The following is a 24,321-nucleotide window of genomic DNA, read 5'->3' as shown; positions in this document are numbered from 1 at the left end:
TGGGGCGCCGGGGCGGACCAGCCGGCCTGTAAGCCGGGTTCTGTGATCGGCAGTCATCCCTCTCGGATCGCCGTTGCCGACGACCTCCAGCGGCCTACCCGGGGACTCGGTCCGGCGACCTGCGAGCGTCCCCTGTCTGGCCTTGCTCCCGGTGGGGTTTACCGTGCCGGCCCTGTCACCAGGACCGCGGTGGTCTCTTGCACCACCCTTTCACCCTTACCGGCCCGCAGCACGAGGCTGCGGGCAGGCGGTCTGCTCTCTGTGGCACTGTCCCGCGGATCGCTCCGGGTGGGTGTTGCCCACCACCGTGCCGGAAGGAGCCCGGACTTTCCTCGGCTCCGCGGCGCATCCCGGAGGATGCGCACGAAGACGCGACTGCCCGGCCGACTGGTCCGCCCACGATCCTAATCCCCCGCGGGGGCTGCCCCGCACCACGGGATCCGTCTCGTCCTCTCCCCCACCATCACCATCACCAACACCAACACCACAACAACCCTCGGAAGGACCGCCCGGTGCTCATCCTGCTGCCGCCGTCGGAGACCAAGACCCGACCGGAAGCATCCGCCCCTCCCCTGGCTCTCGACGAACTGGCCCATCCCCCGCTGCAGGTCCCCCGCGAGCGCATGCTCCGCGCCGCGCGCGCGACCGCACGGGGCCGCACGGCCGCGGAGGACCTCGGCGTCCCCGCGAGCGCCCCGGAGCTCGTCGAGCGCATGGCCTCGGTCGACGAGGAGCCCGCGGCCGCCCCGCTCTCCGTCTACTCCGGGGTGCTCTTCGACCAGCTCGGTGATGCCCGTCCCGGACCGGACCGCCGTGTGCTCGTGCAGAGCGCCCTGCTGGGACTCGTCGACGCCGGCATCGATCGGATCCCGGCCTACCGGCTCTCCGCCGGCTCGCGCGTGCACCGGCTCGGGAAGGCGGCCTCCTGGTGGCGCGCCCATCTCTCGCCGCTCGTGCCCGGGATCCTCGAGGAGGTCACGGCCTCGCCCTCGCCCTTCGTGCTGGACTGCCGGTCCGGCTCCTATCGCACGATGATGCCGGTGAAGACACGCGCGGGGGTGCACGTTCTCGAGGTCGCGCCCGTGAAGGAGGCGGGCGGGAAGCGCACCGTGATCTCGCACGACGCCAAGCGCTTCCGCGGCCTGCTGACCCGTGTCCTGCTCGAGGATCCGCGTCCCCTGCCCGACGAGGCGACGCTCATCGCCTTCCTCGAGGAGGTCTTCGCGGGACAGCTCGGGATCGAGATCGAGGGCAGTCGTCTGGTGCTCGTGGACCGCTCGGAGTAGCGGCAGGGACGGCGCAGCTGCTCTAGCCCTGCGCGCGATCCGGTCGGCCCGGCCGGGATGGATCGGACGGGCCCGTCAGCGCCGCTCGGTGTGCCCTTCGAGGAGTGCGCGCACGGCATCGGCGGTCTCCTCGAGGCCGCCGCGCGCGTCGACGCTCTGCATGTCCGGTCGGGCGCTGCGCATCGCGTCGAGGGACGCGAGCAGACGCTCGGCATCGTCCGGGCCGACGAGACGGGCGTTGACCGCCTGCTCGGGCGTCTCGGGCTCGGCGACGCGGGCGGCCAGGCGCGCGGCGAGGGTCCGCTCGTCGACCTCCAGGAGGAACTCCCGGAACTCGGCGCCCGCGCGGGCGGCCGCCGCGTCGAGCTGCTCGGGGAACGCGGTGCGGGCGAGGTACTGGCCGAGGACCACGTCCTCCCCCGCCTCGAGCTGGACGTCGATGAGGGCGAGTGCGAGCTCCCGGGCGCGCTGCCCGGAGACCGCAGCGTCCTCCTCCCAGCCGCCGAGCGAGTGCTTGAGCTGGTCGACGTCCAGGGCGAGGGTGAGCGGACGGTCCTCGGCGAGGAGCCTCGCGAGCGTCGACTTGCCGACGCCGGGCGCACCGTTCAGCAGGATGAGGCGGGGCGGGCGACCGGGCGCGGTGGGAGGCATGGTCTCAGTGTGCGCGGCCGCTGGGTGCGCCAAGGGCAGCGGGGTCGACGCGGCCTGTCCAGGGATCGGTGGACAGATCGGAGATGCCCACGGCGATCCCCGGCAGTGCGGCGGTCAGCAGGTCGCGGGCGAGCGGCAGCCAGAGCGCCTCGCTCGCCGCATGCGCGACATCGATGAGCGCGGGCACCGCCCGCTCGTCGGCGGCGGCCTCGAGGTGCTCGAGCGCCGGGTGATGGCGCAGGTCCGAGGTGATGAAGACGTCCGCGCCGCTCGCGGCCGCCGCCTCCAGCAGGGAGTCGCCGGCACCCGGGCAGACGGCCACGCGCCGCACGGGGCGCTCCGGGTCGCCGGTGAAGCGCACCCCCTGTGCGGTCTCGGGGACCACAGCGGCGATGCGCTCGGCGAGGGATCCGACGGTGAGCGCCCCCTCGGTGACCTCGTCCGCCGGCGAGCCGACGACGCCGAGGCCGATGAGCTCCGAGCCGCGCGCCGCCTGCGCGGTCTCGCCGTCCGTCGGGCCCGCGGCGAGGGGCCGCACGTCCTCGAGACCGAGCGCGCGGATCCAGGCGCCGACGGTGCCGAGGCTCGAGCGGTCCACGTTCGTGTGCCCGCACCACAGGGACATGCCGACGCGGACGAGTTCGGTGACGACCGCCCCCTTGCCGGTGTCGGCCGGCAGGAAGGACGCGCCGCGCAGCAGCAGCGGGTGATGGGTCACCAGCAGCTGCGCGCCCGCCGCGCGCGCCTCGCGCACGACGGCGAGGGTCGGGTCGACGGCCAGGTGCACGCGGTCCACGGAGGGGTCGGCGTCCCGGCGGTCGCCGATCACGAGCCCGGGCCGGTCCCAGTCCTCCGCCCAGCGCAGCGGGTAGGCGCCCTCGAGGACCTCGAGCACCTCGGCGAGGGGGCGGCCGGAGTCGCCGCCGTTCATGCGGTGGCCCCCTCGACGGGCCCTCCGGCCTCGATGACCGCGGCGTGCAGCGCCTTCCAGGACATGAGGACGCACTTCACGCGGTTGGGGAACTTGGAGGCCCCGACCAGGGCGACCGCATCGCCCAGCAGGTCCTCGTCCCCCTCCACGCGGCCGCGGGCGTGCATCACGGCGTCCATGTGCGCGGAGACCGGCTCGATCTCCCGCAGGGTCCGGCCGATCACGAGGTCGCTCATCGTCGAGGCCGAGGCGCGGCTCATCGCGCACCCGGTCGCGTCGTACGAGACGTCCTCGATGCGCGGGTCCTCGGGGTCGCCCGCGAGGTGCACCCGCAGGGTGATCTCGTCCCCGCAGGTGGGGTTCACGTGGTGCACCTCGGCCTCGTACGGCTCGCGCAGGCCCGCGTGCAGGGGGCGCTTGTCGTGCTCGAAGACGATGTCGGTGTACAGGGAGGTGAGATCCATGGGAGCTCCTCTCACTCGAAGCGGGCGAAGAAGTCGATGACGGCGCCCATGCCCTCGACGAGCGCGTCGACCTCCGCGGGCGTCGTGTACACGGAGAAGGTCGCGCGGGTGGTCCCGGCGAGCCCGTACCTGCGGTGCAGGGGCCAGGCGCAGTGGTGGCCGACGCGCACCTCGACGCCGCGGGCGTCGAGCACCTGGCCGACGTCGTGGGGGTGGCGGCCCGCGAGGTCGAAGGAGACGGCTCCGGCGCGCTCGGCGTCGAGCGCCGGCCCGATGATGCGCACGCCGGGCAGCTGCTCGAGTCCCTCGATCGCGCGGCGGGTGAGATCCCGCTCGTGCGCGGCGACGTTCTCCATGCCGAGCGCCTCGAGGTAGTCGCATGCTGCGGCGAGCCCGACGGCCTGGCTGATCGGCGGGGTGCCGGCCTCGAAGCGGGCGGGCGGCTCGGCGAAGGTGGTGCGCTCCATCGTGACGGTCTCGATCATCGAGCCGCCCGTGAGGACCGGGGGCAGCTCCTCGAGCAGCTCGCCGGCGCCCCAGAGCACGCCGATGCCCGTGGGGCCCAGCATCTTGTGCCCCGAGAACGCCGCCGCATCCACGCCCAGTGCGGGGAGGTCGATCGGCATGTGCGGCACCGACTGGCAGGCGTCGAGCACCACGAGCGCGCCGACGGCGTGGGCCTTCGCCGCGAGCTCGGCGACCGGGTTCACCGTTCCCAGCACGTTCGACTGGTGGGTCAGTGCCAGCACCTTCGTGCGCTCGGTGAGCAGCGATTCGAGCCCGGAGAGGTCCAGGCGGAAGTCCTCGCCCAGGGGGATCCAGCGCAGGGTGGCGCCGGTGCGGCGGGCGAGCTCCTGCCAGGGGACGAGGTTCGCGTGGTGCTCCATCTCTGTCACGAGGATCTCGTCGCCCTCGCGCACGCGCAGATGCTCGGGGGCGGTGGGGTCGCCGAGTGCGAGGGCGAGCACGTTCAGCGCCTCGGTCGCGTTCTTCGTGAAGGCGATCTGCTCGGGACGGGTCACGCCGACGAACGCGGCGATCCGGTCGCGGGCGCCCTCGTAGGCGTCGGTCGCGGCCTCGGCGAGGCGGTGCGCGCCGCGTTTGACGGCGGCGTTGTCGCGGGTGAGGAAGTCGACCTCGGCGTCGATGACCTGCCGGGGGCGCTGGGAGGTCGCTCCCGAGTCGAGGTAGACGAGCGGGGTCGTCCCGTCGAGCATCCGGTCGAGGATCGGGAAGTCCCCGCGGATCGCGGCGACGTCGAGCGGTGCAACAGCGGTGGGCGCCTGGGGCGCGAGCATACGGAGCCTTCCGACGCGAAAGGAGCAGCGGGAGGACGACCCCTCGGAAGGAGCACGCGCGCGGCCCGCTGCCTGGCCCTTCAGTATAGGAACGAGGGGTGCGTCGCGGCAGGGGCGAGCCGTGAGAGGGTGTGGCCGTGCCCACGTTCATGTACCTGGTCTTCGGCGTCGTCATCCTCGGCGCGCTCGTCGCCGTGATCATCCGCATGGTCCAGCGCCTGCGGTCCGACGCCGCCGCGCCGCAGCAGCCCCGCACCCCGGCCGAGAAGCAGCACGACGCCCGCACGGCCGTGATCTGGGTCGTGGTGCTCGTGGTGCTGATCGCCGTGCTGCTCGCGGCCTACGCGCTCACGCGCCTTCCCAGCTGACCGGTCGATGGACGAGCTGCCCGAGGGCGACGAGCTCGTGGCGCGGCTGCGCGCGGCCGGGAGCGTCTTCGCCGAGGAGGAGGCCTCGCTCCTGCGTGCGCATGCACGGGACGCCCACCACCTCGAGGAGTCCGCGTCCCGGCGCATCGCCGGCGAGATGCTCGAGCACGTGCTCGGAGAGGTCGACTTCTGCGGGCTGCGGCTGCGGGTGGCCCCGGGATGCTTCGTCCCGCGCCGACGCACCCGCCTGCTCGCGCGCCTGGCCGTGGCCGCGGCCTGCTCGTCCGCAAGCCGGTCGGGTCACTCCGCCGTACTGCTCGAGCTGTGCGCGGGGATCGCGCCGATCGCGAGCCTGAGCGCCGCGCGCGTGCCCGGGATCCAGGTGCATGCCGCCGACGTCGACCCTCTCCCGCTCGAGTGCGCCCGGGCGAACCTCCCTCCGAGCGCACAGCTCCACCTCGGGGACCTCTTCGCGGCGCTGCCCGACGCCCTGCGCGGCTCGATCGATGTGATCGCGGCCGTCCCTCCCTATGTCCCGGACGATGCGCTCGCGCTGCTCCCCCGCGAGGCGCGCGAGCACGAGCCCTCCCGGGCGCTGCGCGGCGGGGCCGACGGACTGGACGTGGCCCGCAGGATCCTCGCGCAGGGACCGGACTGGCTCGCACCGGGAGGCCGGATCCTGCTCGAGATGCACGTGGACCAGGCGCGGACGCTGGTGCGGGAGCACGCGGCGACCGGGACGTCCGAGAGGGCGTGGACGGCGGAGACCGGCAGGGCGGCCGCGTCGGTCCTGCGGCTGCATCCCGGGGCCGACGGCCGCACCGCGGTGTGCGAGGTCACCCCGTCACCTGCGTGAACACGCCCTCAGAGGGAATAGGCGTGCATTCCGGGGCGTTGTAGGGGATCGTGGTGGCGCAGTGCCGCCCGATGGACCGTTCCCACGGGGCCGTCACGCAGCGAGCCGTCCGCGGCGCGCGAGCGGGACCGGCATGAGGCGCTGCGGCAACGGGCAGATGTGCGAGCTCCGCCTCTCGTGGAGGAGACCACGGAGCACACGCACCGCCCAGATGTGCAGCTGACGCGCAGATCGCGTCGCGCACCCGCCACCCGCCGCCGGGCACCCCCGGCGGCTCACCGGACCTCGCGTCGGCCCAGCCGACGCCGTCATGCGTCGGCCCTGCCGGCGCCGAAGGAGAACACATGCACACCACGACCACCATGCGCCGAATGCCCCGCAGCGCCCAGCGACCCGTCGTCCTGCGCGACCAGAGCGCGGGCCTGCGCTACCTGAGCCTCTCGGACCGGCACACCGACCTCTCCACCACGTGGAAGGACGGCAAGGTCTACCCCGTCATCGAGGTGGACCTCTCCTCCGAGCACCGCCCGGAGCCCCAGCCCGAGCTGGTCTGAGCGCTCACACACTCAGCGTTCATGCACTGAGCGTCCACGCACGAAGGCCCCCGAGCCGCGCATCAGCGCGGCTCGGGGGCCTTCTCTCTGTGGGTCAAGAGGGACTCGAACCCCCGACATCCACGGTGTAAACGTGGCGCTCTGACCAGCTGAGCTATTGACCCGGGAACGGACCCGTGGGCCCGTCGGTGCGGACACGGGAACCGTCGGCGCGGACGCGGGAGCCGTCGGAACGGCCCCGGACGCCCGTCGGCCGTTCAGGCCTGGCGGCTCGCGAGCCGCGTGCCCGACCACTCGGGGGCGAGGTTCTGATTGCCCATGGTGCGCAGGCCCGAGGTGCTCGCCGCCTCGTCGATCTCCGCGGGCAGCACGTGGCCGTCGCGGCCGGCCTTCGGGGTGATCACCCAGATCGGTCCGCCCGGGGACAGCATCCCGAGGCAGTCCACGAGGGCATCGGTGAGATCGCCGTCGCCCTCGCGCCACCACAGCACGACCGCGTCGACCATCTCCTGGCTGTCCTCGTCCTCGAGGTCCGCGTCGATGAGGTCCTCGATCGCATCACGCAGCTCGAGGTCGACGTCGTCGTCGTAGCCGAACTCCTGGACCACCTGGCCCTTGCTCAGCCCGAGGCCCTCTGCGGTGGGACCGGACGCGGTGGCGTCTGCCGACGGTGACAACGAAATGCTCCTTCTCAGCTGGGGACAACGATGGGAGGAGGACATGGGCCCCCTCCTGCTCGCGCCGAGTCTATGCCAGGACATCGCGCCGGTCACATCGTCGGCGCCGATCGGGGCCGATCGGAGGTGATCGGCACTCATGTCGGAGGATCTGGACCGCTCCCCGACCGCCGCCCCGACCATGTCCCCGCCGCGCGCCCGACGTGAGCGAGTCATCACCCACACCCGTCCCGCCGGGGCCTTCCGGTCCGCACCCCGCGGGTACGCTGTCGGAAGACGAGGTCCGGGGTCTGGTCCCCGATTCGCGAATCGCATCGGCGCGACCCCCGGATCCACGCCCTGCTTCGGAAGAGAGAAGGACAGCGTGACCACGAACGACACCCCGCGTCCCATCGGCATCAACCTCCCCGCGCACGCGGAGGACCCGGATCCCGAGGAGACCAGGGAGTGGCTCGACTCGGTCGACGAGCTCATCGAGCATCGCGGCGACGACCGGGCGACCGACGTCCTCCAGCACGTGATCCAGCACGCGCGCCAGGCCGATCTCCACCTCCCCGACTCGCTGATGACGGACTACGTCAACACGATCGAGGTCGAGGACCAGCCGGAGTACCCCGGTGATCTCGCGCTCGAGAAGGAGATCCGCAACATCATCCGCTGGAACGCGGCGATGATCGTGCACCGCGCGCAGCGTCCGGGCGTGGGCGTCGGCGGGCACCTCTCCTCCTACGCGTCGATCGCCTCGATGTACGAGGTCGGCTTCAACCACTTCTTCCGCGGCCGCAAGCACGAGGGCGGCGGCGACCACGTCTTCTTCCAGGGCCACGCCTCCCCCGGCATCTACGCCCGTGCCTACCTCGAGGGCCGCCTGACCGAGGAGCAGCTCGACGGCTTCCGCCAGGAGAAGTCCAGCTCCACGGGCATGCCCTCCTACCCGCACCCGCGCGCGATGCCGGACTTCTGGGAGTTCCCCACCGTGTCCATGGGCATCGGCCCGGTCAACGCGATTGAGCAGGCCTCCTTCGACAGGTACCTCCAGAACCGCGGCCTCAAGGACACCTCCCAGCAGCACACCTGGGCATTCCTCGGCGACGGCGAGATGGACGAGGTCGAGTCCCGGGGCGCGCTCCACATCGCCGCCAAGGAGCACCTGGACAACCTCACCTTCGTGGTCAACTGCAACCTGCAGCGCCTGGACGGGCCGGTGCGCGGCAACGGCAAGATCATCCAGGAGCTCGAGGCCCAGTTCCGCGGCGCCGGCTGGAACGTCATCAAGGTCGTCTGGGGCTCGGGCTGGGACCCGCTGTTCCAGGCCGATGACGACGGCGCGCTCGTGGACCTCATGAACGCCACGCCCGACGGCGACTTCCAGACCTACCGCGCCGAGAACGGCGGCTTCATCCGCGACAACTTCTTCGGCCGCGATCCGCGCACGAAGGCGCTCGTGGAGTCGATGAGCGACGACGACATCTGGTGGAAGCTCAACCGCGGCGGCCACGACCCGGAGAAGATCTTCGCGGCCTTCCAGGAGGCCATCGATCACAAGGGCCAGCCCACCGTGATCCTCGCGCAGACCATCAAGGGCTACCGCCTGGGCAAGAGCTTCGCGGGCCGCAACGCGACCCACCAGATGAAGAAGTTCACCCTCGAGGACCTCAAGGCCCTGCGCGACACCCTGCAGATCCCGATCGACGACGAGCAGCTCGAGTCGGGCAGCGTCTACGACGCGCCCTTCTACATGCCGCCGGCCGACTCCCCCGCCATGCGCTACATGGAGAAGCGCCGCGACGTCCTGGGCGGCGGCGTGCCCCAGCGCAACAACGTCCACAAGGCCCTGGAGCTCCCGGGCGACAAGGCCTACGAGGTCGTCAAGCGCGGTTCGGGCAAGCAGGAGATCGCCACCACGATGGCGCTCGTCCGGCTGCTCAAGGACCTCATGCGGGACAAGGAGACCGGCAAGCGCTGGGTCCCGATCATCCCCGACGAGGCCCGCACCTTCGGCATGGACTCGCTGTTCCCCACGGCGAAGATCTACAACCCCGACGGCCAGAACTACATCTCCGTGGACCGCGACCTGCTGCTCGCGTACAAGGAGTCGGCCCAGGGCCAGATCAAGCACATGGGCATCAACGAGATCAGCTCGACCTCGGCCTTCACGGCCGCGGGCACCTCGTACTCCACGCACGACCTGCCCATGATCCCGTTCTACATCTTCTACTCGATGTTCGGGTTCCAGCGCACCGGCGACTTCTTCTGGGCCGCGGGCGACCAGATGGCCAAGGGCTTCGTGATCGGCGCAACCGCCGGCAAGACGACGCTCGCCGGTGAGGGCCTGCAGCACATGGACGGCCACTCGCCGATCCTCGCCTACACGAACCCCGGCACCGTCATCTACGACCCGGCCTACGGGTACGAGATCGGGCACATCATCCGCGACGGCCTGAAGCGCATGTACGGGGACGACGACCGCCTGCAGGAGGTCTTCTACTACATCACCGTCTACAACGAGCCGATCGTGCAGCCGGCGGAGCCCGAGGGGCTCGACGTCGACGGCCTGCTGAAGGGCATGTACAAGCTCGAGCCGGTGGCCGAGGGCGACGGCCCGACGGTCCAGCTGCTCGCCTCCGGCGTCGGCGTGCCGTGGGCCCGTCACGCCCGCGAGATCCTCGCCGAGGACTGGGGCGTGCGCGCCGCCGTCTGGTCGGTGACCTCGTGGACGGAGATGCGCAAGGACGCGATCGAGGCGGAGGACCACAACTTCCTCCACCCCGAGGAGGAGCCGCAGGTCCCGTGGATCTCGCAGCGCCTGCAGGACACGGAGGGTCCCTTCGTCGCCACGAGCGACTACGACTACCTCGTGCCCGACATGATCCGCGAGTGGATCCCGGGTCGCTACGGCGTGCTCGGCGCCGACGGCTTCGGCTTCTCCGACACCCGCCCGGCCGCCCGCCGCTTCCTGAAGATCGACGCGCACTCGATGGTCGTCAAGGCCCTCCAGCTGCTCGCCAAGGACGGCAAGGTCGACCCGGCGGTCGTGTCCCAGGCCATCGCCAAGTACGACCTGCTGAACACCAACGCGGGCGAGTCCGGCTCGTTCGGGGGCGAGTCCTGATCTCCGCCGCCGACACCGTGTCCGACACCCTGTCCGACGCCGTCGCAGCGACCCGGGCGGAGGATGCCGCCCCGGTCGGCGACGATGCCGGGTCCGCGTCGACGCGGACAGTCCTCACCGGGATCGTCCGCGTCGACCGGACCTCGCTCGACTCCCCCGCCCAGCAGATCTACCAGTGCATCGCGCGCGCGATCCAGGACGGCAGGCTCGTCCCCGGCACGCGCCTGCCCACCGTGCGGGCCCTCGCGGCCGACGTCGAGGTCGCGGTCAACACGGTCGCCAAGGCCTTCCGCCGCCTCGGCGAGGCGGGGCTCGTGATCACCCGTGGTCGTGCCGGCACCGTCGTCGCGCCGCTGGACACCGCCGGCTCCCGCGCCGAGCGGGCCGCCCGCGAGTACGCGGCGGCGGTCTCCGAGCTCGGCTACGACGCCGAGGCCGCCGCGAAGCTCCTCGCCGCCGTCTTCGCCGAGACCGCGTCGGCCGTCGGCCGCGAATAGTCGCCCCGGGCGCTGCTCGCCCGCACCGTCCGCCGCATCCTGCGCATCCTGCGCATCCACCGTCCCCCATCCGCACCCTGGAGGTCCTCCCGTGCTCGCCATCGTCTGCCCCGGTCAGGGCGCCCAGAAACCCGGATTCCTCAGCCCGTGGCTCGAGCTGCCCGGCGCCCGCGAGGCGCTCGGCGCCCTCAGCGAGGCCGGCGAGGTCGACCTGGAGACCCACGGCACCGTCTCCGACGCCGACACCATCCGGGACACCGCGATCGCCCAGCCGCTGCTGGTCGCCGCCGGGATCCTCGCCGCGGACGCCCTCGCGGCGCAGCCCACAGACGAGTCCGCCGCGGGCGCCGTCGCACCGGGAGCCTTCGCTGCGGCGACGCCCGCTGACCTTCTGGCCGGCCACAGCGTCGGCGAGGTGACCGCGAGCGCCCTGGCGGGCGTGCTCTCCGCGGCCGATGCCATGCGCCTGGTCGCCGTGCGCTCGCGCGCCATGGCGACCGCGGCCGCCGCGGAGGAGACGTCGATGGCGGCGGTCGTCGGCGGCGTGCGCGAGGAGGTCCTGGCCGCGATCGAGGCCGCGGGCCTCACCCCCGCCAACATCAACTCGGCAGCCCAGGTCGTCGCCGCGGGCAGCGCCGCGGGCGTGGCCGCGCTCGGCGAGAACCCGCCGGCCCGCGCTCGGGTGATCCCGCTGCAGGTCGCAGGTGCCTTCCACACCCCGTACATGGCGGGCGCGCGCGAGGAGCTCGCCGCCTTCGCCCCGCAGCTCTCCCCTGCGGACCCGTCGCGGCCGCTCGTGAGCAACGCCGGCGGCGAGAGCATCACCGACGGCGCCCGCTACCTCGAGCTCATCGTCCAGCAGGTCGCCTCCCCCGTGGACTGGCAGGCCTGCATGGCCACCTTCGCCGCCCGCGGCGTCACCGGCATCCTCGAGGTCAACCCCGCCGGCACCCTCACAGGACTCGCCAAGCGCGAGCTCAAGGGCGTGGGCCTGCAGAACCTCAACTCCCCCGAGGACCTCGAGGCCGCGCGCGCGTTCGTCGCCGAGCACGCGGGCGCCGCGACCGACGGATCCGCGTCCGACGGCGCGGAGCGCTGACGTGACGATCTCCCTGCGTCCGCATCCCATCGTCGCGGGCTCGAAGGTGCTCGCCTACGGCGCCGCCCGCGGCGACCGCACGGTGCCCAACGAGGAGCTCGTCGGCCCCATCGACTCCTCGGACGAGTGGATCCGGCAGCGCACGGGCATCGTCACCCGTCGCCGCGCGAGCGCCGAGGTCGGCGTCGCCGAACTCGCCGAGCAGGCCGGCCGCGAGGCGATCGAGGCCAGCGGGCTCGACGCCTCGCAGATCGACGCGATCATCGTCTCCACGATCTCCTTCCCGTACGCGACCCCGTCGCTCGCGACGCTGCTGGGCGCGAAGCTCGGCAGCCCCCACGCGATCGCCTACGACATCTCCGCGGCCTGCGCGGGCTTCTGCTATGGGATCGGCCAGGCCGACGCCCTCATCCGCTCCGGCGGCGCCCGCCACGTCCTCGTGATCGGCGCCGAGAAGCTCTCCGACTTCGTAGATCCCGCCGACCGCTCGATCTCGTTCCTGCTCGGGGACGGGGCCGGCGCGGCCGTGCTCGGCGCCTCGGACGTCCCCCTCGTCGGCCCCACCGTGTGGGGCAGCGACGGCGAGAACTGGAGCACGATCCGGATGACCGGCTCGCTCACGGACTTCCGCGACGGCAGGACCCCGTGGCCGACGATGGAGCAGGACGGCCGGACCGTCTTCCGCTGGGCCGTGTGGCACACCGCCGAGCGGATCCGCCAGATGCTCTCCGAGGCAGGACTCACGGTCGACGACGTCGACGTGTTCGTCCCCCATCAGGCGAACATGCGGATCATCGACGAGCTCGCCAAGCAGCTCAAGCTGCCCGAGAGCGTCGTCGTCGGACGCGACATCGCCGAGACCGGCAACACCTCGGCCGCCTCCATCCCCCTGGCCACGCACCGGCTGATCCAGGAGGGCGCGGCGCGCAGCGGCGACGTCCTCGTGCAATTCGGCTTCGGCGCCGGCCTCGCCTTCGCCGGCCAGGTGCTCGTCCTGCCCTGACCCCGACGCTCCGGGTCCGCGCACGCAGGTGATCAAGGCCCTGCGCGTCGCGTCACGCAGGTGCGCATGCGCCGACGCCGTCCCGGGTAGTCTTTCCCTGCCAGCAGTACCCAGACCGAAGGAGAACCCCATGGCTCACACCGAAGACGAGATCCTCGCGGGCCTCGCTGAGATCGTCAACGAGGAGACCGGTGTCGAGACCTCGGACGTCCAGCCCGAGAAGTCGTTCACGGACGACCTCGACATCGACTCGATCTCGATGATGACCATCGTGGTGAACGCCGAGGAGAAGTTCGAGGTGCGCATCCCCGACGAGGAGGTCAAGAACCTCGTCACCGTCGGCGACGCCGTGAAGTACATCGCCGGCGCCCAGGCCTGACCCACCTCGGACGCCCGGAGCGGATGCTCCGGGCGTCCCTCGTCATCCCCACCTTCCCGGAGGACATCCCGCATGTCAGCTGATCGCACCCGCGTCGCCATCACCGGTCTGGGCACCGTCAACCCGCTGGGCGGGGACGTCGCCTCGACCTGGGAGGCCGCACTCGCGGGCACCTCGACGGCGCACACACTCGACAACGACTGGAAAGAGCGCTACGGCCTCTCCGTCGACTTCGCCTGCACGGTCGCGATCGACCCCCTCTCGATCCTCTCGCGCCCCGAGGCCAAGAAGCTCGACCCCTCCGGGCAGTACGCCATGATCGCGGCCCGCGAGGCATGGGCCGACGCGGGCACGCCCGACGTCGACCCCTACCGCCTCGGCGTGGTCGTCGGCACGGGCATCGGGGGCGTCTGGACGATCCTCGACCAGTGGGACGTCGTCAAGGAGCGCGGCGCGCGCCGCGTGAACCCCTTCACCGTCCCGATGCTCATGGCGAACTCCTCGAGCGCGCACATCGAGATGGACCTGGGCGCCCGCGCCGGCGCCCACACGCCCGTCTCCGCCTGCGCCTCGGGCTCCGAGGCCGTCGCCCAGGCCTTCGACATGATCCGCTCCGGCCGTGCCGACGTGGTCGTCTGCGGCGGCACCGAGGCGTGCGTGCATCCGCTGCCCCTCGCCGGCTTCGCGAACATCCGCGCGCTGTCCACGCGGACCGACGACCCCGAGCACGCCTCGCGGCCCTACGACGTGGACCGCGACGGCTTCGTCCTCGGCGAGGGCGCCGCGATCCTGGTCCTCGAGTCCGAGGAACACGCGAAGGCGCGCGGCGCGAAGGTCCACGCGTACGTGGCCGGCCGCGGCATGGCCTCGGACGCGCACCACATCTCCGCTCCCCTGCAGGATGGACAGGCGCACGCGATCAGCGAGGCCGTGGAGGACGCGGGGATCGCCGCCGCGGACATCCGCCACGTGAACTCCCACGGCACCTCGACCCCGCTCGGCGACATCGGCGAGCTGCAGGCCGTGCGCCAGGCCCTCGAGGACGAGACCGACCAGATCGTCGTGAGCTCCACGAAGTCGATGACCGGTCACCTGCTGGGCGGTGCCGGCGCGCTCGAGTCGCTGTTCAGCGTGCTCGCGCTGCGCGAGCGCCTCGCTCCGCCGACGATCAACATCGAGAACCTCGACCCCGAGACGCCGATGGAGATCGCCCAGAACGCCCCCGTGGCCCTCCCCGAGGGGGACATCGCCGTGCTGAACAACGCCTTCGGCTTCGGCGGCCACGACGTCGCCGTGGTGTTCACGAACTCCTGAGCCGACGGCCCGCAACGGTCCCGGGCTCCCCGGAGCGCAGAGGAAGGGCCCCGCACCACCGTCGAGGTGGTGCGGGGCCCTTCCTGCATCGGGGAGCGTCGCTGGGCGCCGCGGTCAGCGCTGTGCGCCGCGGTCAGCTCACGCGGTGGAGCCAGCGCATCGGCACACCCTCGCCGCCGTAGCGGTAGATCTCGAGATCCTCGTCCCAGGGCTCGCCGAGGGCGACCCCGATCTCGTGGCGCATGCGCTGCGGGTCCATGCCCGCGCGCTCCATGCATCCGCGCAGATGGTCCTCGGTGAGCACGGTGTTGCCCGCACGGTCGGTGACGGCGTGATGGGCGCCGAGGTCCGGGGTGAAGCTCCAGCGAGCCCCGTCGGCCTGCGTGGTCGCCTCCTGGGTCACCTCGAAGCGCACGTCGCCCATGCTGCGCAGAGCGCTCACGAGGCGTGCGCCTGTGTCCTCACGGCCGCGCCAGCCGAGCTCGGCGCGCACGAGGCCGCGATGTGCGGGCTGATCCTCCCAGCGCAGGCGTGCGGGCACGCCGAGTACCCCCTGCGCGGCCCATTCGATATGCGGTGCGAGGGCTCGCGGAGCGGAGTGTATGAAGAGCACACCCTGGGTCATGACGCCCCTTCCGATGTCCGATGCGTCTTCCCCAACGAATCGGCGCTCAGCAGAAGGTGTGCTGTCCCTGGTCGTGCAGGGTAGAGCCTAGAGCCTCTCGCGGATGTCGCGCAATGCCCGCTTCTTCACAGGACGCTCGAGGCCGTCGATGAAGAGCTGCCCGTCGAGGTGACCGACCTCGTGCTGGATGAGCCGCGCGACGATGTCCTCGCCCTCGAGGACCACGGGGCGTCCGTCGAGGTCCGTGCCCTCGCAGCGGGCGAAGACGGCGCGGGTGCGGGGGTACCAGAGACCGGGCACCGAGAGGCAGCCCTCCTCCCCGTCCTCCTGGAGCTCCTCGGAGAGCTCGGTGATCTCGGGGTTCAGGACGTAGCCGAGGCTGCGCGAGCCCTCCTCGTCGTCCAGGCGCCAGGAGAAGGCGCGCAGGGTGACGCCGATCTGGTTGGCGGCGACGCCGGCACGGCCCTCGTCGTCCACGGTGTCCAGGAGGTCGGCGACCAGAGTGCGTACCCCGTCGGTGATCTCGCGGACGGGATCGCACACCGTCCGCAACACGGGGTCGCCGATCACGCGGATGGGCCGGACCGTCATCGCTGCTGCTCCTCGCGCTCGTCGTCCTCGAGAGCGGAGTCCAGGCCGAGGATCTCGTGGTCGACCCCGACGCCCGGGACCACGGTGCGCTGCACCGTGCACGACGCCTCGATGGATCGGTCGATGACCGCGCGGAGCCGGCGGAGCTCGTCGGCCGAGAGCCCGTCGAGGTCCAGCTGGATCTGCTCGTGGATCGCCTCGTAGCGGTTGGAGCCCTCGTCGGACGTGCCGTGGGCCCAGAGCCGCAGGGCGAAATCCTCGCCGAGCCGGCGCGAGGTGGGGATGTCCATGCTCATCCCCGCGCAGCCGATCAGTGCGATCTTCAGCAGCTCCCCCGGATCGACCTGGCCCTCGCCCTTGCCGATGGGGATCTCGACCCCGCGGCGGTTGCGGCCGACGAGCGAGCGCTCGCCCACGCGATCCACCCACACGCTGCCCTCGCCGAACTCGTCGGGGAGCGGGAACGTCGCCTCGGGAACGCTGGTCATGATCGCCTCCGGTCTGCCGGCGGTGGGTGACCGCCTCCGCGCCGAGGTCCGTCCCCGCCGCGCGCAGGAAACAGGTCAGCCCCGGCCGTGACCGGGGCTGACCTGTTCCTTCTGGCTCCCGCGACTGGACTTGAACCAGTAACCGTTCGATTAACAGTCGAATGCTCTGCCGATTGAGCTACGCGGGATCGCGACCTGGACGACTCTAGCAAAGCACGCCCCGACTCGCACCCCGGAAAGGGGCTCCACGCGGGGATTATGACGCAGTCCACGTTCGCTCCGAGGCTGCCGAGCGGGCCACGCCGACACGGTGTGCACGGGCAGGGATCGCGGGCGTAGCGTGCGCCGGTGACCACTTCGGAGAAAACCCCCGCATCGATCCCCTCCTACGCGCAGGAGGCGATCGAGCACCTCCCGGACCTCGTCGCCCTGCGGCGCACCCTGCACCAGGACCCCGAGCTGGGCCTGGACCTCCCCCGCACCCAGGAGCGCGTGCTCGCGGCCCTGCAGGATCTGGGGCTGCGCATCACCACCGGCGCGTCCCTCAGCAGCATCGTGGCCGTCCTCGAGGGAGGTCGCCCCGGCCCCGTCGTGCTGCTGCGCGCGGACATGGACGCGCTCCCCCTGCAGGAGCGCACGGGCCTCCCCTTCGCCTCCGCCACGGGTCGGATGCACGCCTGCGGGCACGACCTGCACACCTCGGCGCTCGTCGGCGCCGCCCGCCTCCTCGCCGCCCATCGCGAGGAGATCCCCGGCCGGATCGTGTTCATGTTCCAGCCCGGCGAGGAAGGGCCCGGCGGGGCCGAGCCGATGATCCGCGAGGGAGTGCTCGAGGCCGCGGGCGAGCGTCCGATCGCCGCCTACGGCATCCATGTGGGCCCGGGGCCCCGTGGCACCTTCATCACGCGTGCGGGCACGGTCATGGCGGGCGCCGCGAACCTGCGCGTGCGCGTGCACGGCGCCGGAGGGCACGGATCCCAGCCCATGCGGGCGATCGACCCGGTCGCGCCGCTCGTCGAGATCGCCGGCTCCCTGCAGACGAGGATCTCGCGACGCTTCTCCTCCGCGGATCCCGTGGTGGCATCGGTGACCACGCTCGAGGCGGGAACGGCCATCAACGTCATCCCGGACTCCGCCGCCCTCGGGGCGACCGTGCGCACGATGACGGCGGAGTCCGCCGATCGCTTCGGGGAGCTCGTGCGGCAGTTCGCGGAGAACATCGCCCGCGCCCACGGAGCGCGCGCCGAGGTCGACTGGCAGATCCTCTACCCGGCGACGGTCAACGACGATGCGGAGGAGGCGTTCGCCGTCGCGGAGCTGCGCGAGGCCTTCGGCCCGGCGCGCGTGCACGAGTCGCCCCAGCCGTTGATGGGCTCCGAGGACTTCTCCTACGTGCTGCAGGAGGTGCCCGGGTGCTTCGTGTTCCTGCTGTGCTCCCCGGACGACCTGCCCGAGGGGGAGCTCGCGGTCAACCACTCCCCGGAGGTGTTCTTCGACGACTCGGTGCTGGCCGACCAGTCGGCGGCGCTCGCCTCTCTCGCTCACGGCCGGCTGCGGAAGGCCGTCGCCGGCTCCTGAACCGGCGACAGGGCCTCCGCGGTGGTCGGGATCAGACGATGATCCCTACCACCGTGGCGCTCACGAAGGACACCAGGGTCGCGCCGTAGAGGAGGCGCAGACCGAAGCGGGCGATCGTCTCGCCCTGCTCGGGAGCCAGCGACTTCGCGGCTCCGGCGATGATGCCGATCGAGCTGAAGTTCGCGAAGGAGACGAGGAAGGTCTGGGCGATGGCCGTGGCCCGGGCGGACAGCTCGAGCTTGCCGCCGGGGTTCGCGTCGGTGAACGAGAGCATGGCCACGAACTCGTTGGAGATGAGCTTCGTGGCCATCAGCCGGCCGACGTCCACCGACTCCGAGACCGGCACGCCCGTGAGCACGGCCAGTGGCGCGAAGACGTAGCCGAGCAGCTGCTGGAAGCTGATGCCCAGGACGGAGTCGAAGATCCCGTTGAGGATCGCCATCAGCGCCACGAAGCCCACGAGCATGGCGACGACCGACAGCACGACCTTGCCGCCGTCGGTGATGTACTCCCCCAGCACCTGGAAGAAGGACTGCTTCGAGTGCTCGGGCTCGACGATCACGTCCTCCTCGTCGGTGAGCGTGTAGGGGTTCAGGAGCGAGACGATGATGAAGGCCCCGAAGAGGTTGAGCACGATCGCGGCGACCACGTACCGCGGCTCGATCATCGTCATGTACGCGCCGACGATCGACATCGACACCGTGGACATCGCCGAGGCCGCGATCGTGTAGAGGCGGTGCTCGGGCAGCGTGGGCAGGATGCGCTTGATCGCGATGAGGTTCTCCGACTGCCCGATCATCGCCGAGGAGACCGCGTTGAACGACTCGAGCTTGCCCAGGCCCGTCACCTTCGACAGGACCAGGCCGACGCCCCGGATCACCAGCGGCAGGATCCGCAGGTACTGCAGGATGCCGATGAGCGCGGAGATCACGATGATGGGCATGAGCGAGGTGAAGATGAAGGGGCCGCTGCCGTCGGCCTCTACGTCGACGAGCCCGCCGAACACGAAGCTCACGCCCTCGCGCGCATATCCGAGCAGGGTCTCGAAGACCGCGGCGATCACGGAGATGACCGCCTGCCCCACGCCGGTGCGGAGCATCAGCAGACCGAGCACGAACTGCAGCGCGAGCATGATCCCGATGTAGGGGGCCTTCTTCTTCAGCATCCCCACGTCGCGGGAGGGCAGGAAGGCGAGCGCGAGGAAGACGATGAGTCCGGCGATGCCGACGAGGACGTGCATGAGGGTCCGATCCCTGGGAGGCGGTGGCCGCCAGGCACCCTACTCGCACCGCGCGCGGAGCGGCATTCCAGGAATCGAGGCGCTGGGACGGTGGACGGGCGCGCGGCGCGGAGACGATATGCTCGCTCCCGTTGTCAGGGGCCAGTAGCTCAGCCGGTCAGAGCAGCGGACTCATAATCCGTCGGTCGCGGGTTCAAGCCCCGCCTGGCCTACTTCACCAGCGAGGATGCTGACGCGGACGCCTACGGGTAGTCCGGAGTGCGCGAGTGCCTCGCGAGGACGACGGGGACGACCCGCCCCCGACCCTGCGAGGGCCCCTCGTCCACCCGTCCAGTCGTCCACACGGCTGATCGGGTCATCGACCGAGGTCGATGTCGCATGGAACGTTCCGAGCGCTACCGTGTGATCGCACCGTCGACCTCCGAGGAGCCCTCCATGACGTATCCCCCGTCCTCCCCGCTGGGGCAGCCGTCCGCCGGCGATACCGCCGGCGACCCGTCCGTCAACGGCGGTTCCGGCGCGCCCGGGTATCCCGCCGGCCCGGCCTCCGCTGGAGCGCCCGGGTACCCCGGCGGCACCGAGTACCCCGGCGGCACCGGCTCCCCCGGGTACCCCGGCGGCCCCGGGTCCACCGGTGGCCCAGGCTCCCCGGGCGGACCGGGAACGCCCGGTGGCCCTGGCATCCCCGGTGAGCCGCCGTCGGGCGGGGGCTTCGGTCCCGGTGGCGGCGCGTCGCCCGGCGGGCCGTCGGCACCCAACCTCGTCAACGGCGCGACGACGCACGGGATCCTCGGCCAGCGGGGCATCCGCCACCCGTGGGAGATCCCGCTGCTGATCGTGGGCATCGTCGTCACCCTGAGCGCCTACCTGCTGTGGACGATCCTCGTGGTGATGAGCATCGTCAACGCGATCCGCGGCGAGGGACCGACCCTGCTCGACCTGCAGACCGGCCCCTTCGGATCGCTCGTGATCCAGCTGTTCGCGATCGTGATGCTGCTGCCGCTCATCCTCTGGATCTCCCGTGCGCTGCTGTACGCGCAGCAGCGCGCCTCAGGCATCCGGATGTCGCCCACCCAGTTCCCGGAGGGCTACCGCATGGTGGCCGAGGCGGCGGCCCACCACGGTCTGCGGCGCGTGCCCGATGCCTACGTGGTCCTGGGCAACGGTCTGATCAACGCCTTCGCCTCGGGTCACGGGTTCCGGCGATTCGTCGTCGTCTACTCGGACCTGTTCGAGGTCGGCGGGGCTGTCCGCGACCCGGAGGCACTGCGGTTCGTGATCGGGCACGAGGTGGGTCACCTGGCCGCGGGCCACGTGTCCTACTTCCGTCTGCTGTTCAGCAATCTCCTGGCGCAGATCCCCCTCCTGGGCGCCGCCTACTCGCGCACGCAGGAGTACACGGCGGACAACTTCGGCTACGCCTTCTGCCCGCAGGGCGCCCCGGGCGTGATGGCCGTGCTGGGTGCCGGCAAGTACCTCAACGCCGATGTCAACGTCAACGAGCTCGCCGACCGCGCCGCGACCGAGAAGGGGCTCTGGCTGCACATCGCCAACTGGCAGGCGAGCCACCCGATCAACACCTGGCGCGCCCATGCGCTGCGCGACCGCACCCGACCGGGCCACCTGTGGTTCCGGCCCGGGCTGTTCGGCGGCGGCGCGGGCGCCTGGTACCCGCCGGTCCTGCCCGCGGGGAGCTCGTTCAGCGACCGCTACCCGACGCCCGATCAGGCCCTGTCCCTGCTCGAGCGGGCCGAGGCGCAGCACGCCTCGGGACGCACCGACCAGTTCGGGCGGTTCCCCGGCGTCGACTACGCCCGCCAGCCGAGCGTGCGGGAGGTGCAGACGGCCTCGCCCGTCATCTGATCGGCTCCCGCCCCTCGGGCTCTCACTCGTCCCGCGAGTGCAGGGCCCGTCGGCGTTCCTGGGCGGCGGTGAGCTGGCCGAGGATGCGCTGGTACTCCTCGGGGTCCGCACCGGCATCGGTGCGCTGCAGCCGCTGGCGCAGCACAGAGAACTCGCGGGTGATCGAGAGCTCGGTGAGCCTGTCGAGCAGCGAGGTCGCGAGGCGCTGGAGATCCTGCTCGTCGCGCGCGGGGAGCTCGACGTTGGCGATCTCGATGATGAGCGGGCGCACCGTCTCCCCCGCGATCTCGAGCACCTGATCGATGAAGCGGGCCGCCTCGAGCGTGCCCTCGACCGCGTCGAGCAGGGTGCCGGTCGCCAGGATCACGTCCCACACCCCCTGCAGGGCGGGGACGTGGAAGGAGTCATCGGGCAGGGAGCCGACGCGCTCGACGTCGAGCATCCGCGGCACCTGCAGCATCACGGCGAGGGACTGCAGCTCGACCTGGCCCACGGGGTCCCGGCGGTTCACGACGTCCGCGAGGCGCATGATCGGGATGCCGGCCGCGGCGTCGTCGGCGCCGGCGCGGGCCCCGTCGGCCGAGGAGCCCTGAGAGCCGGTGCCCTGTCCGGCTCCGCCCTGCGGCGCCGTCTCCCCGGGGCGCTCGGCGTGCCGGCCCTGCTGCGGGGCGGTGCGGGCGGCGTCGTGGACCGCGCGCAGCACCGTGCGCTCGTCCATCCCGAGCCAGCCGGCGAGGCGCCGAGCGTACTCGGGGCGCATGGCGCGGTCGCGGATGCGGGCGATCACCGGTGCGGCCATCCGCAGGCCGGAGACCTGGCCCTCGACGGTGTCCAGGTCGACCTGGGCGAGGACGGAGCGGATGGCGAACTCGAAGAGCGGCTTGCGGGAGTCCACCAGATCGCGCACCGCCGCATCGCCCTGGGCGATCCTCAGCTCGCAGGGATCCATGCCGCCGGGCTCGACGGCCACGAAGGTCTGGGCGACGAAGCGCTGGTCCTCCTCGAAGGCGCGCAGCGCCGCCTTCTGGCCGGCGGCGTCGCCGTCGAAGGTGAAGATGACCTCTCCGCCGAGCCCGCGCCCGTCGGCGTTCAGGCGCAGTCCGGCCGAGGGGTTCGTGTCCCCCATGATGCGGCGCACCACCTTCACGTGGTCGGCGCCGAAGGCGGTGCCGCAGCTCGCGACGGCCGTGGTCACGCCCGCGAGGTGCGCGGCCATGACGTCGGTGTATCCCTCGACGACGACCACGCGGTGCTGGGAGGAGATCTCCTTGCGGGCGAGGTCGAGGCCGTAGAGCACCTGGGACTTGTGGTAGATCGGCGACTCGGGCGTGTTGAGGTACTTGGGGCCCTGGTCGCTCTCGAGCAGCCGGCGGGCGCCGAAGCCGATGGTCTTGCCGGTGACGTCGCGGATGGGCCAGACGAGCCGGCCGCGGAAGCGGTCGTAGACCCCGCGCTGGCCCTGGGAGACGAGGCCGCTCGCGGTGAGCTCGGGCTCGGTGAAGCCGCGCCCGCGCAGATGTCCCAGCAGGCTGTCCCAGCCCTCCGGGGCGAAACCGACGCCGAAGCGCTCGGCGGCCTCGCGGTCGAAGCCGCGCTCTGCGAGGAAACGCCTACCCACCTGCGCGCTCGCGGTCGCGAGCTGCTCGCGGAAGTACTCCTCGGCGATCGCGTGGGCGTCCAGCAGGCGCTGGCGGGTGCCGAAGTCGGGGCGATCGCCGCCTCCGCGGCCGACGTCCTCGTAGTGCAGCTCGACGCCGTAGCGGCCGGCGAGCATCTCCACGGCTTCGACGAAGCTGAGGTTGTCGATCTTCTGCACGAAGGAGATGACGTCCCCGCCCTCCCCGCAGCCGAAGCAGTGCCAGTGGCCCAGCTGCGGACGGACGTTGAAGCTGGGAGTCTTCTCGTCGTGGAAGGGGCACAGGCCCTTCATCGAGCCGATGCCCCCGCTGCGCAGGGTGACGTGCTCGCCGATGACCTCGTCCAGGCGTGCGGTGCCCCGGACCTTCTCGACGTCCTCGCGGCGGATCCTGCCCTGGCTCATCGGCTCCTCGTCCCCTCCTTCGGTCCTTCTCGTGGTGCTGCGGGCGCTCCCCCGCCGCTACAGGTCCGAACCGAGTCCCGGGAGCGGCGTGTCCGCGGCGGTCACGTGCGTGGTGCCGCCGCGGTAGAGCGTCTCGTGCAGGCGACGCGCGGTGACGTCGGTGAACGAGGCGATCTGGTCGATGACGACGCGGGCCCTTCCGGCATCGTCCTGGGCATCCTCCCAGAGCTCGGAGAAGATCGGGCTGAGATGCACGCTGCCGGTGTTCCAGAGATGCGCGTAGAGATCCCGCAGGATCTGCTCCTGCTGCGTGTAGACGGGCCGCTGGGCCGCGGAGCTCATGACGTAGGCGGCCGCGAGCCCCTTGAGCACCGAGATCTCCAGCCGCGTCTCCTCGGGGACGACGACCTCCCCGGCGAAGCGCGCGATCGGGCCGTCTCCGTGGCGCTCGCGCGTCGCCTCGACGACGGCGTGGGTGAAGCGGCCGATGAGCTGGCTGGCCATGTCCTTGAGCGCGGCGGCGTCCCGCATCGAGCCGGTGTAGCGCAGCACCCACCAGGGCTGGTCCTCGAGACGGGCGAGGGCCGCGTCGAGCACGTCGATCGGGTCGGTCGGCGTGTACCAGTCCTGGACGACGTACAGCGCGGCGGCGCGCTCCATCGGGTCCGCCAGGACTGCGAGGTCGAGGGCGCCGCCGGTGACCGAGTCCTCGATGTCGTGCACCGAGTAGGCGATGTCGTCGCTGATGTCCATGACCTGCGCCTCGGAGCACTTGCGGATGCCCGGAGCGCCGTCCCGCGCCCAGTCGAAGACGCCCTGGTCATCGGGGTAGACGCCGAACTTCGAGGAAGCGGGGTCCGGTCCCTCGCCGCGGCGCCACGGGTACTTGATCGCGGCGTCCACCGTGGCGCGGGTGAGGTTCAGCCCGAAGGGGCGGTCGGCCCCGATGAGCTTGGGCTCGAGCCGCGTGAGCAGGCGCAGGGTCTGCGCGTTGCCCTCGAAGCCGCCGATGCCGGATGCGAGCTCGTCGAGCACCTTCTCGCCGTTGTGGCCGAACGGCGGGTGGCCGAGATCGTGCGAGAGGCAGGCGGCGTCGACCACGTCGGGATCGCAGCCGAGGGCCGCGCCGATGTCGCGGCCCACCTGGGCGACCTCGAGGGAGTGGGTGAGGCGGGTGCGCACGAAGTCGTTGGCGCCGGCGCCCAGGACCTGGGTCTTCGCACCGAGGCGACGCAGCGCCGAGGAGTGCAGGACGCGCGCGCGGTCCCTCTGGAAGGGCGTGCGGGTGTGCGACTTGGGAGGCTCCTCGCCCCAGCGCTCCTGGTCGGAGGCCGTGTACCCCGGCGGGAGGGCGACCAGCGGGGAGTCCGCGGAGGTGCCCCGCTGCGTCAGGTGCTCCATGCGGG

The 24,321-nt window shown here is 71.8% G+C and carries 23 protein-coding genes, 3 tRNA genes and 1 other RNA gene; 13 read left to right on the top strand and 14 right to left on the bottom strand.

From position 1 onward, the window contains the following. Nucleotides 1-13: 13 nt before the first annotated feature. Nucleotides 14-391: RNase P RNA component class A (rnpB, locus tag Bra3105_RS01980), an RNA gene on the bottom strand. A 121-nt stretch (nt 392-512) separates the two neighbouring features. Here rnpB and yaaA point away from each other — a divergent pair. Further along, a complete protein-coding gene (gene yaaA, locus Bra3105_RS01975) occupies nt 513-1,286 on the top strand; it encodes a peroxide stress protein YaaA (protein WP_228358397.1) in 774 nt (257 codons plus the stop codon). Between the two features lie 75 nt (nt 1,287-1,361). Here yaaA and Bra3105_RS01970 read toward each other — a convergent pair whose 3' ends face one another. Genes Bra3105_RS01970 through Bra3105_RS01955 form a run of 4 tightly spaced genes read right to left on the bottom strand, consistent with a single transcriptional unit; the run spans nt 1,362 to nt 4,630 of the window. Further along, a complete protein-coding gene (locus Bra3105_RS01970) occupies nt 1,362-1,937 on the bottom strand; it encodes an AAA family ATPase (RefSeq protein ID WP_228358396.1) in 576 nt (191 codons plus the stop codon). Nucleotides 1,938-1,941: 4 nt separating this feature from the next. Continuing rightward, complete coding sequence (locus Bra3105_RS01965; RefSeq protein ID WP_228358395.1) at nt 1,942-2,868, bottom strand: Nif3-like dinuclear metal center hexameric protein; 927 nt, start codon at nt 2,866-2,868, stop codon at nt 1,942-1,944. Further along, complete coding sequence (sufU, locus tag Bra3105_RS01960) at nt 2,865-3,332, bottom strand: Fe-S cluster assembly sulfur transfer protein SufU (RefSeq protein WP_228358394.1); 468 nt, start codon at nt 3,330-3,332, stop codon at nt 2,865-2,867. Before sufU ends, Bra3105_RS01965 begins: the two co-directional genes overlap by 4 nt. Before the next feature lie 11 nt (nt 3,333-3,343). Continuing rightward, nucleotides 3,344-4,630 carry an aminotransferase class V-fold PLP-dependent enzyme gene (locus Bra3105_RS01955; protein ID WP_228358393.1) on the bottom strand — a complete coding sequence of 429 codons (1,287 nt, stop codon included), beginning with the start codon at nt 4,628-4,630 and terminating at the stop codon, nt 3,344-3,346. A 137-nt stretch (nt 4,631-4,767) separates the two neighbouring features. Between Bra3105_RS01955 and Bra3105_RS01950 the strand changes: the two genes are divergently transcribed. The 3 genes from Bra3105_RS01950 to Bra3105_RS01940 all read left to right on the top strand — a co-directional run bounded on the left by Bra3105_RS01950 (nt 4,768) and on the right by Bra3105_RS01940 (nt 6,408). Further along, nucleotides 4,768-4,998 (top strand): hypothetical protein, encoded by a 231-nt coding sequence (locus tag Bra3105_RS01950; RefSeq protein ID WP_228358392.1) that lies wholly within the window; start codon nt 4,768-4,770, stop codon nt 4,996-4,998. Between the two features lie 7 nt (nt 4,999-5,005). Beyond that, nucleotides 5,006-5,854 carry a putative protein N(5)-glutamine methyltransferase gene (locus Bra3105_RS01945; protein WP_228358391.1) on the top strand — a complete coding sequence of 283 codons (849 nt, stop codon included), beginning with the start codon at nt 5,006-5,008 and terminating at the stop codon, nt 5,852-5,854. Between the two features lie 344 nt (nt 5,855-6,198). Then, on the top strand, nt 6,199-6,408 hold the full coding sequence (locus Bra3105_RS01940; protein WP_228358390.1) for a hypothetical protein: 210 nt from the start codon (nt 6,199-6,201) through the stop codon (nt 6,406-6,408). Nucleotides 6,409-6,498: 90 nt separating this feature from the next. On the opposite strand, the gene Bra3105_RS01935 is transcribed toward Bra3105_RS01940, so the two are convergent. Together Bra3105_RS01935 and Bra3105_RS01930 are read right to left on the bottom strand one after the other, a co-directional pair. Further along, nucleotides 6,499-6,572 (bottom strand) — tRNA-Val (locus tag Bra3105_RS01935). A gap of 93 nt (nt 6,573-6,665) precedes the next feature. After that, nucleotides 6,666-7,085: a DUF3052 domain-containing protein gene (locus Bra3105_RS01930; RefSeq protein ID WP_227488135.1), complete on the bottom strand. Its 420-nt coding sequence runs from the start codon at nt 7,083-7,085 to the stop codon at nt 6,666-6,668. 364 nt (nt 7,086-7,449) lie between these two features. Here Bra3105_RS01930 and aceE point away from each other — a divergent pair, with 364 nt between their 5' ends. The 6 genes from aceE (at nt 7,450) to Bra3105_RS01900 (ending at nt 14,489) form a co-directional block, all read left to right on the top strand. Then, the gene (aceE, locus tag Bra3105_RS01925) at nt 7,450-10,197 is read left to right on the top strand and encodes a pyruvate dehydrogenase (acetyl-transferring), homodimeric type (protein ID WP_228358389.1); all 2,748 of its coding nucleotides are present in this window, start codon (nt 7,450-7,452) and stop codon (nt 10,195-10,197) included. 17 nt (nt 10,198-10,214) lie between these two features. Further along, complete coding sequence (locus Bra3105_RS01920; RefSeq protein ID WP_200500765.1) at nt 10,215-10,694, top strand: GntR family transcriptional regulator; 480 nt, start codon at nt 10,215-10,217, stop codon at nt 10,692-10,694. Nucleotides 10,695-10,785: 91 nt separating this feature from the next. Further along, the gene (locus Bra3105_RS01915; RefSeq protein ID WP_228358388.1) at nt 10,786-11,793 is read left to right on the top strand and encodes an ACP S-malonyltransferase; all 1,008 of its coding nucleotides are present in this window, start codon (nt 10,786-10,788) and stop codon (nt 11,791-11,793) included. A gap of 1 nt (nt 11,794) precedes the next feature. Further along, on the top strand, nt 11,795-12,796 hold the full coding sequence (locus Bra3105_RS01910; RefSeq protein WP_228358387.1) for a beta-ketoacyl-ACP synthase III: 1,002 nt from the start codon (nt 11,795-11,797) through the stop codon (nt 12,794-12,796). 130 nt (nt 12,797-12,926) lie between these two features. Beyond that, nucleotides 12,927-13,175, top strand: a complete 249-nt coding sequence (locus Bra3105_RS01905; RefSeq protein WP_152352887.1) for an acyl carrier protein — start codon at nt 12,927-12,929, stop codon at nt 13,173-13,175. Nucleotides 13,176-13,247: 72 nt separating this feature from the next. Next, nucleotides 13,248-14,489, top strand: a complete 1,242-nt coding sequence (locus Bra3105_RS01900; protein WP_228358386.1) for a beta-ketoacyl-[acyl-carrier-protein] synthase family protein — start codon at nt 13,248-13,250, stop codon at nt 14,487-14,489. A 133-nt stretch (nt 14,490-14,622) separates the two neighbouring features. On the opposite strand, the gene Bra3105_RS01895 is transcribed toward Bra3105_RS01900, so the two are convergent. From Bra3105_RS01895 to Bra3105_RS01880, 4 genes are all read right to left on the bottom strand, one after another. Then, complete coding sequence (locus Bra3105_RS01895; protein WP_200500769.1) at nt 14,623-15,114, bottom strand: DUF3145 domain-containing protein; 492 nt, start codon at nt 15,112-15,114, stop codon at nt 14,623-14,625. Between the two features lie 87 nt (nt 15,115-15,201). Next, a complete protein-coding gene (def, locus tag Bra3105_RS01890; RefSeq protein ID WP_200500770.1) occupies nt 15,202-15,705 on the bottom strand; it encodes a peptide deformylase in 504 nt (167 codons plus the stop codon). Beyond that, entirely contained in the window at nt 15,702-16,193 is a 492-nt protein-coding gene (locus Bra3105_RS01885; protein ID WP_228358385.1) for an OsmC family protein, read from the bottom strand. Before Bra3105_RS01885 ends, def begins: the two co-directional genes overlap by 4 nt. A 112-nt stretch (nt 16,194-16,305) precedes the next feature. Continuing rightward, nucleotides 16,306-16,381: transfer RNA gene (locus tag Bra3105_RS01880), tRNA-Asn, on the bottom strand. 160 nt (nt 16,382-16,541) lie between these two features. Here Bra3105_RS01880 and Bra3105_RS01875 point away from each other — a divergent pair. Continuing rightward, nucleotides 16,542-17,771 (top strand): M20 metallopeptidase family protein, encoded by a 1,230-nt coding sequence (locus tag Bra3105_RS01875; protein WP_407650889.1) that lies wholly within the window; start codon nt 16,542-16,544, stop codon nt 17,769-17,771. A gap of 31 nt (nt 17,772-17,802) precedes the next feature. Here the strand turns inward: Bra3105_RS01875 and Bra3105_RS01870 are convergent, their stop codons facing one another. Then, nucleotides 17,803-19,011 carry a NupC/NupG family nucleoside CNT transporter gene (locus Bra3105_RS01870; RefSeq protein WP_228358384.1) on the bottom strand — a complete coding sequence of 403 codons (1,209 nt, stop codon included), beginning with the start codon at nt 19,009-19,011 and terminating at the stop codon, nt 17,803-17,805. A 138-nt stretch (nt 19,012-19,149) separates the two neighbouring features. Between Bra3105_RS01870 and Bra3105_RS01865 the strand changes: the two genes are divergently transcribed. Both Bra3105_RS01865 and Bra3105_RS01860 read left to right on the top strand, forming a co-directional pair. Next, nucleotides 19,150-19,223, top strand: a tRNA-Ile gene (locus tag Bra3105_RS01865). Between the two features lie 223 nt (nt 19,224-19,446). Next, nucleotides 19,447-20,874, top strand: coding sequence for a M48 family metalloprotease (locus tag Bra3105_RS01860; protein ID WP_228358383.1), 1,428 nt, complete (start codon nt 19,447-19,449; stop codon nt 20,872-20,874). 22 nt (nt 20,875-20,896) lie between these two features. Here Bra3105_RS01860 and dnaG read toward each other — a convergent pair whose 3' ends face one another. Further along, nucleotides 20,897-22,915: a DNA primase gene (gene dnaG / locus Bra3105_RS01855; RefSeq protein WP_200500785.1), complete on the bottom strand. Its 2,019-nt coding sequence runs from the start codon at nt 22,913-22,915 to the stop codon at nt 20,897-20,899. Nucleotides 22,916-22,972: 57 nt separating this feature from the next. Then, nucleotides 22,973-24,316, bottom strand: coding sequence for a deoxyguanosinetriphosphate triphosphohydrolase (locus tag Bra3105_RS01850; RefSeq protein ID WP_228358382.1), 1,344 nt, complete (start codon nt 24,314-24,316; stop codon nt 22,973-22,975). Between the last annotated feature and the right edge of the window lie 5 nt (nt 24,317-24,321).

Origin of the sequence: Brachybacterium halotolerans subsp. kimchii, from assembly GCF_020792675.1 — a bacterium.
In the GTDB taxonomy this organism is placed as follows: Bacteria; Actinomycetota; Actinomycetes; order Actinomycetales; family Dermabacteraceae; genus Brachybacterium; species Brachybacterium halotolerans.
The sequence above is the reverse complement of the archived record's forward strand: the minus strand, read 5'-3'. Positions and strand labels throughout refer to the sequence as shown.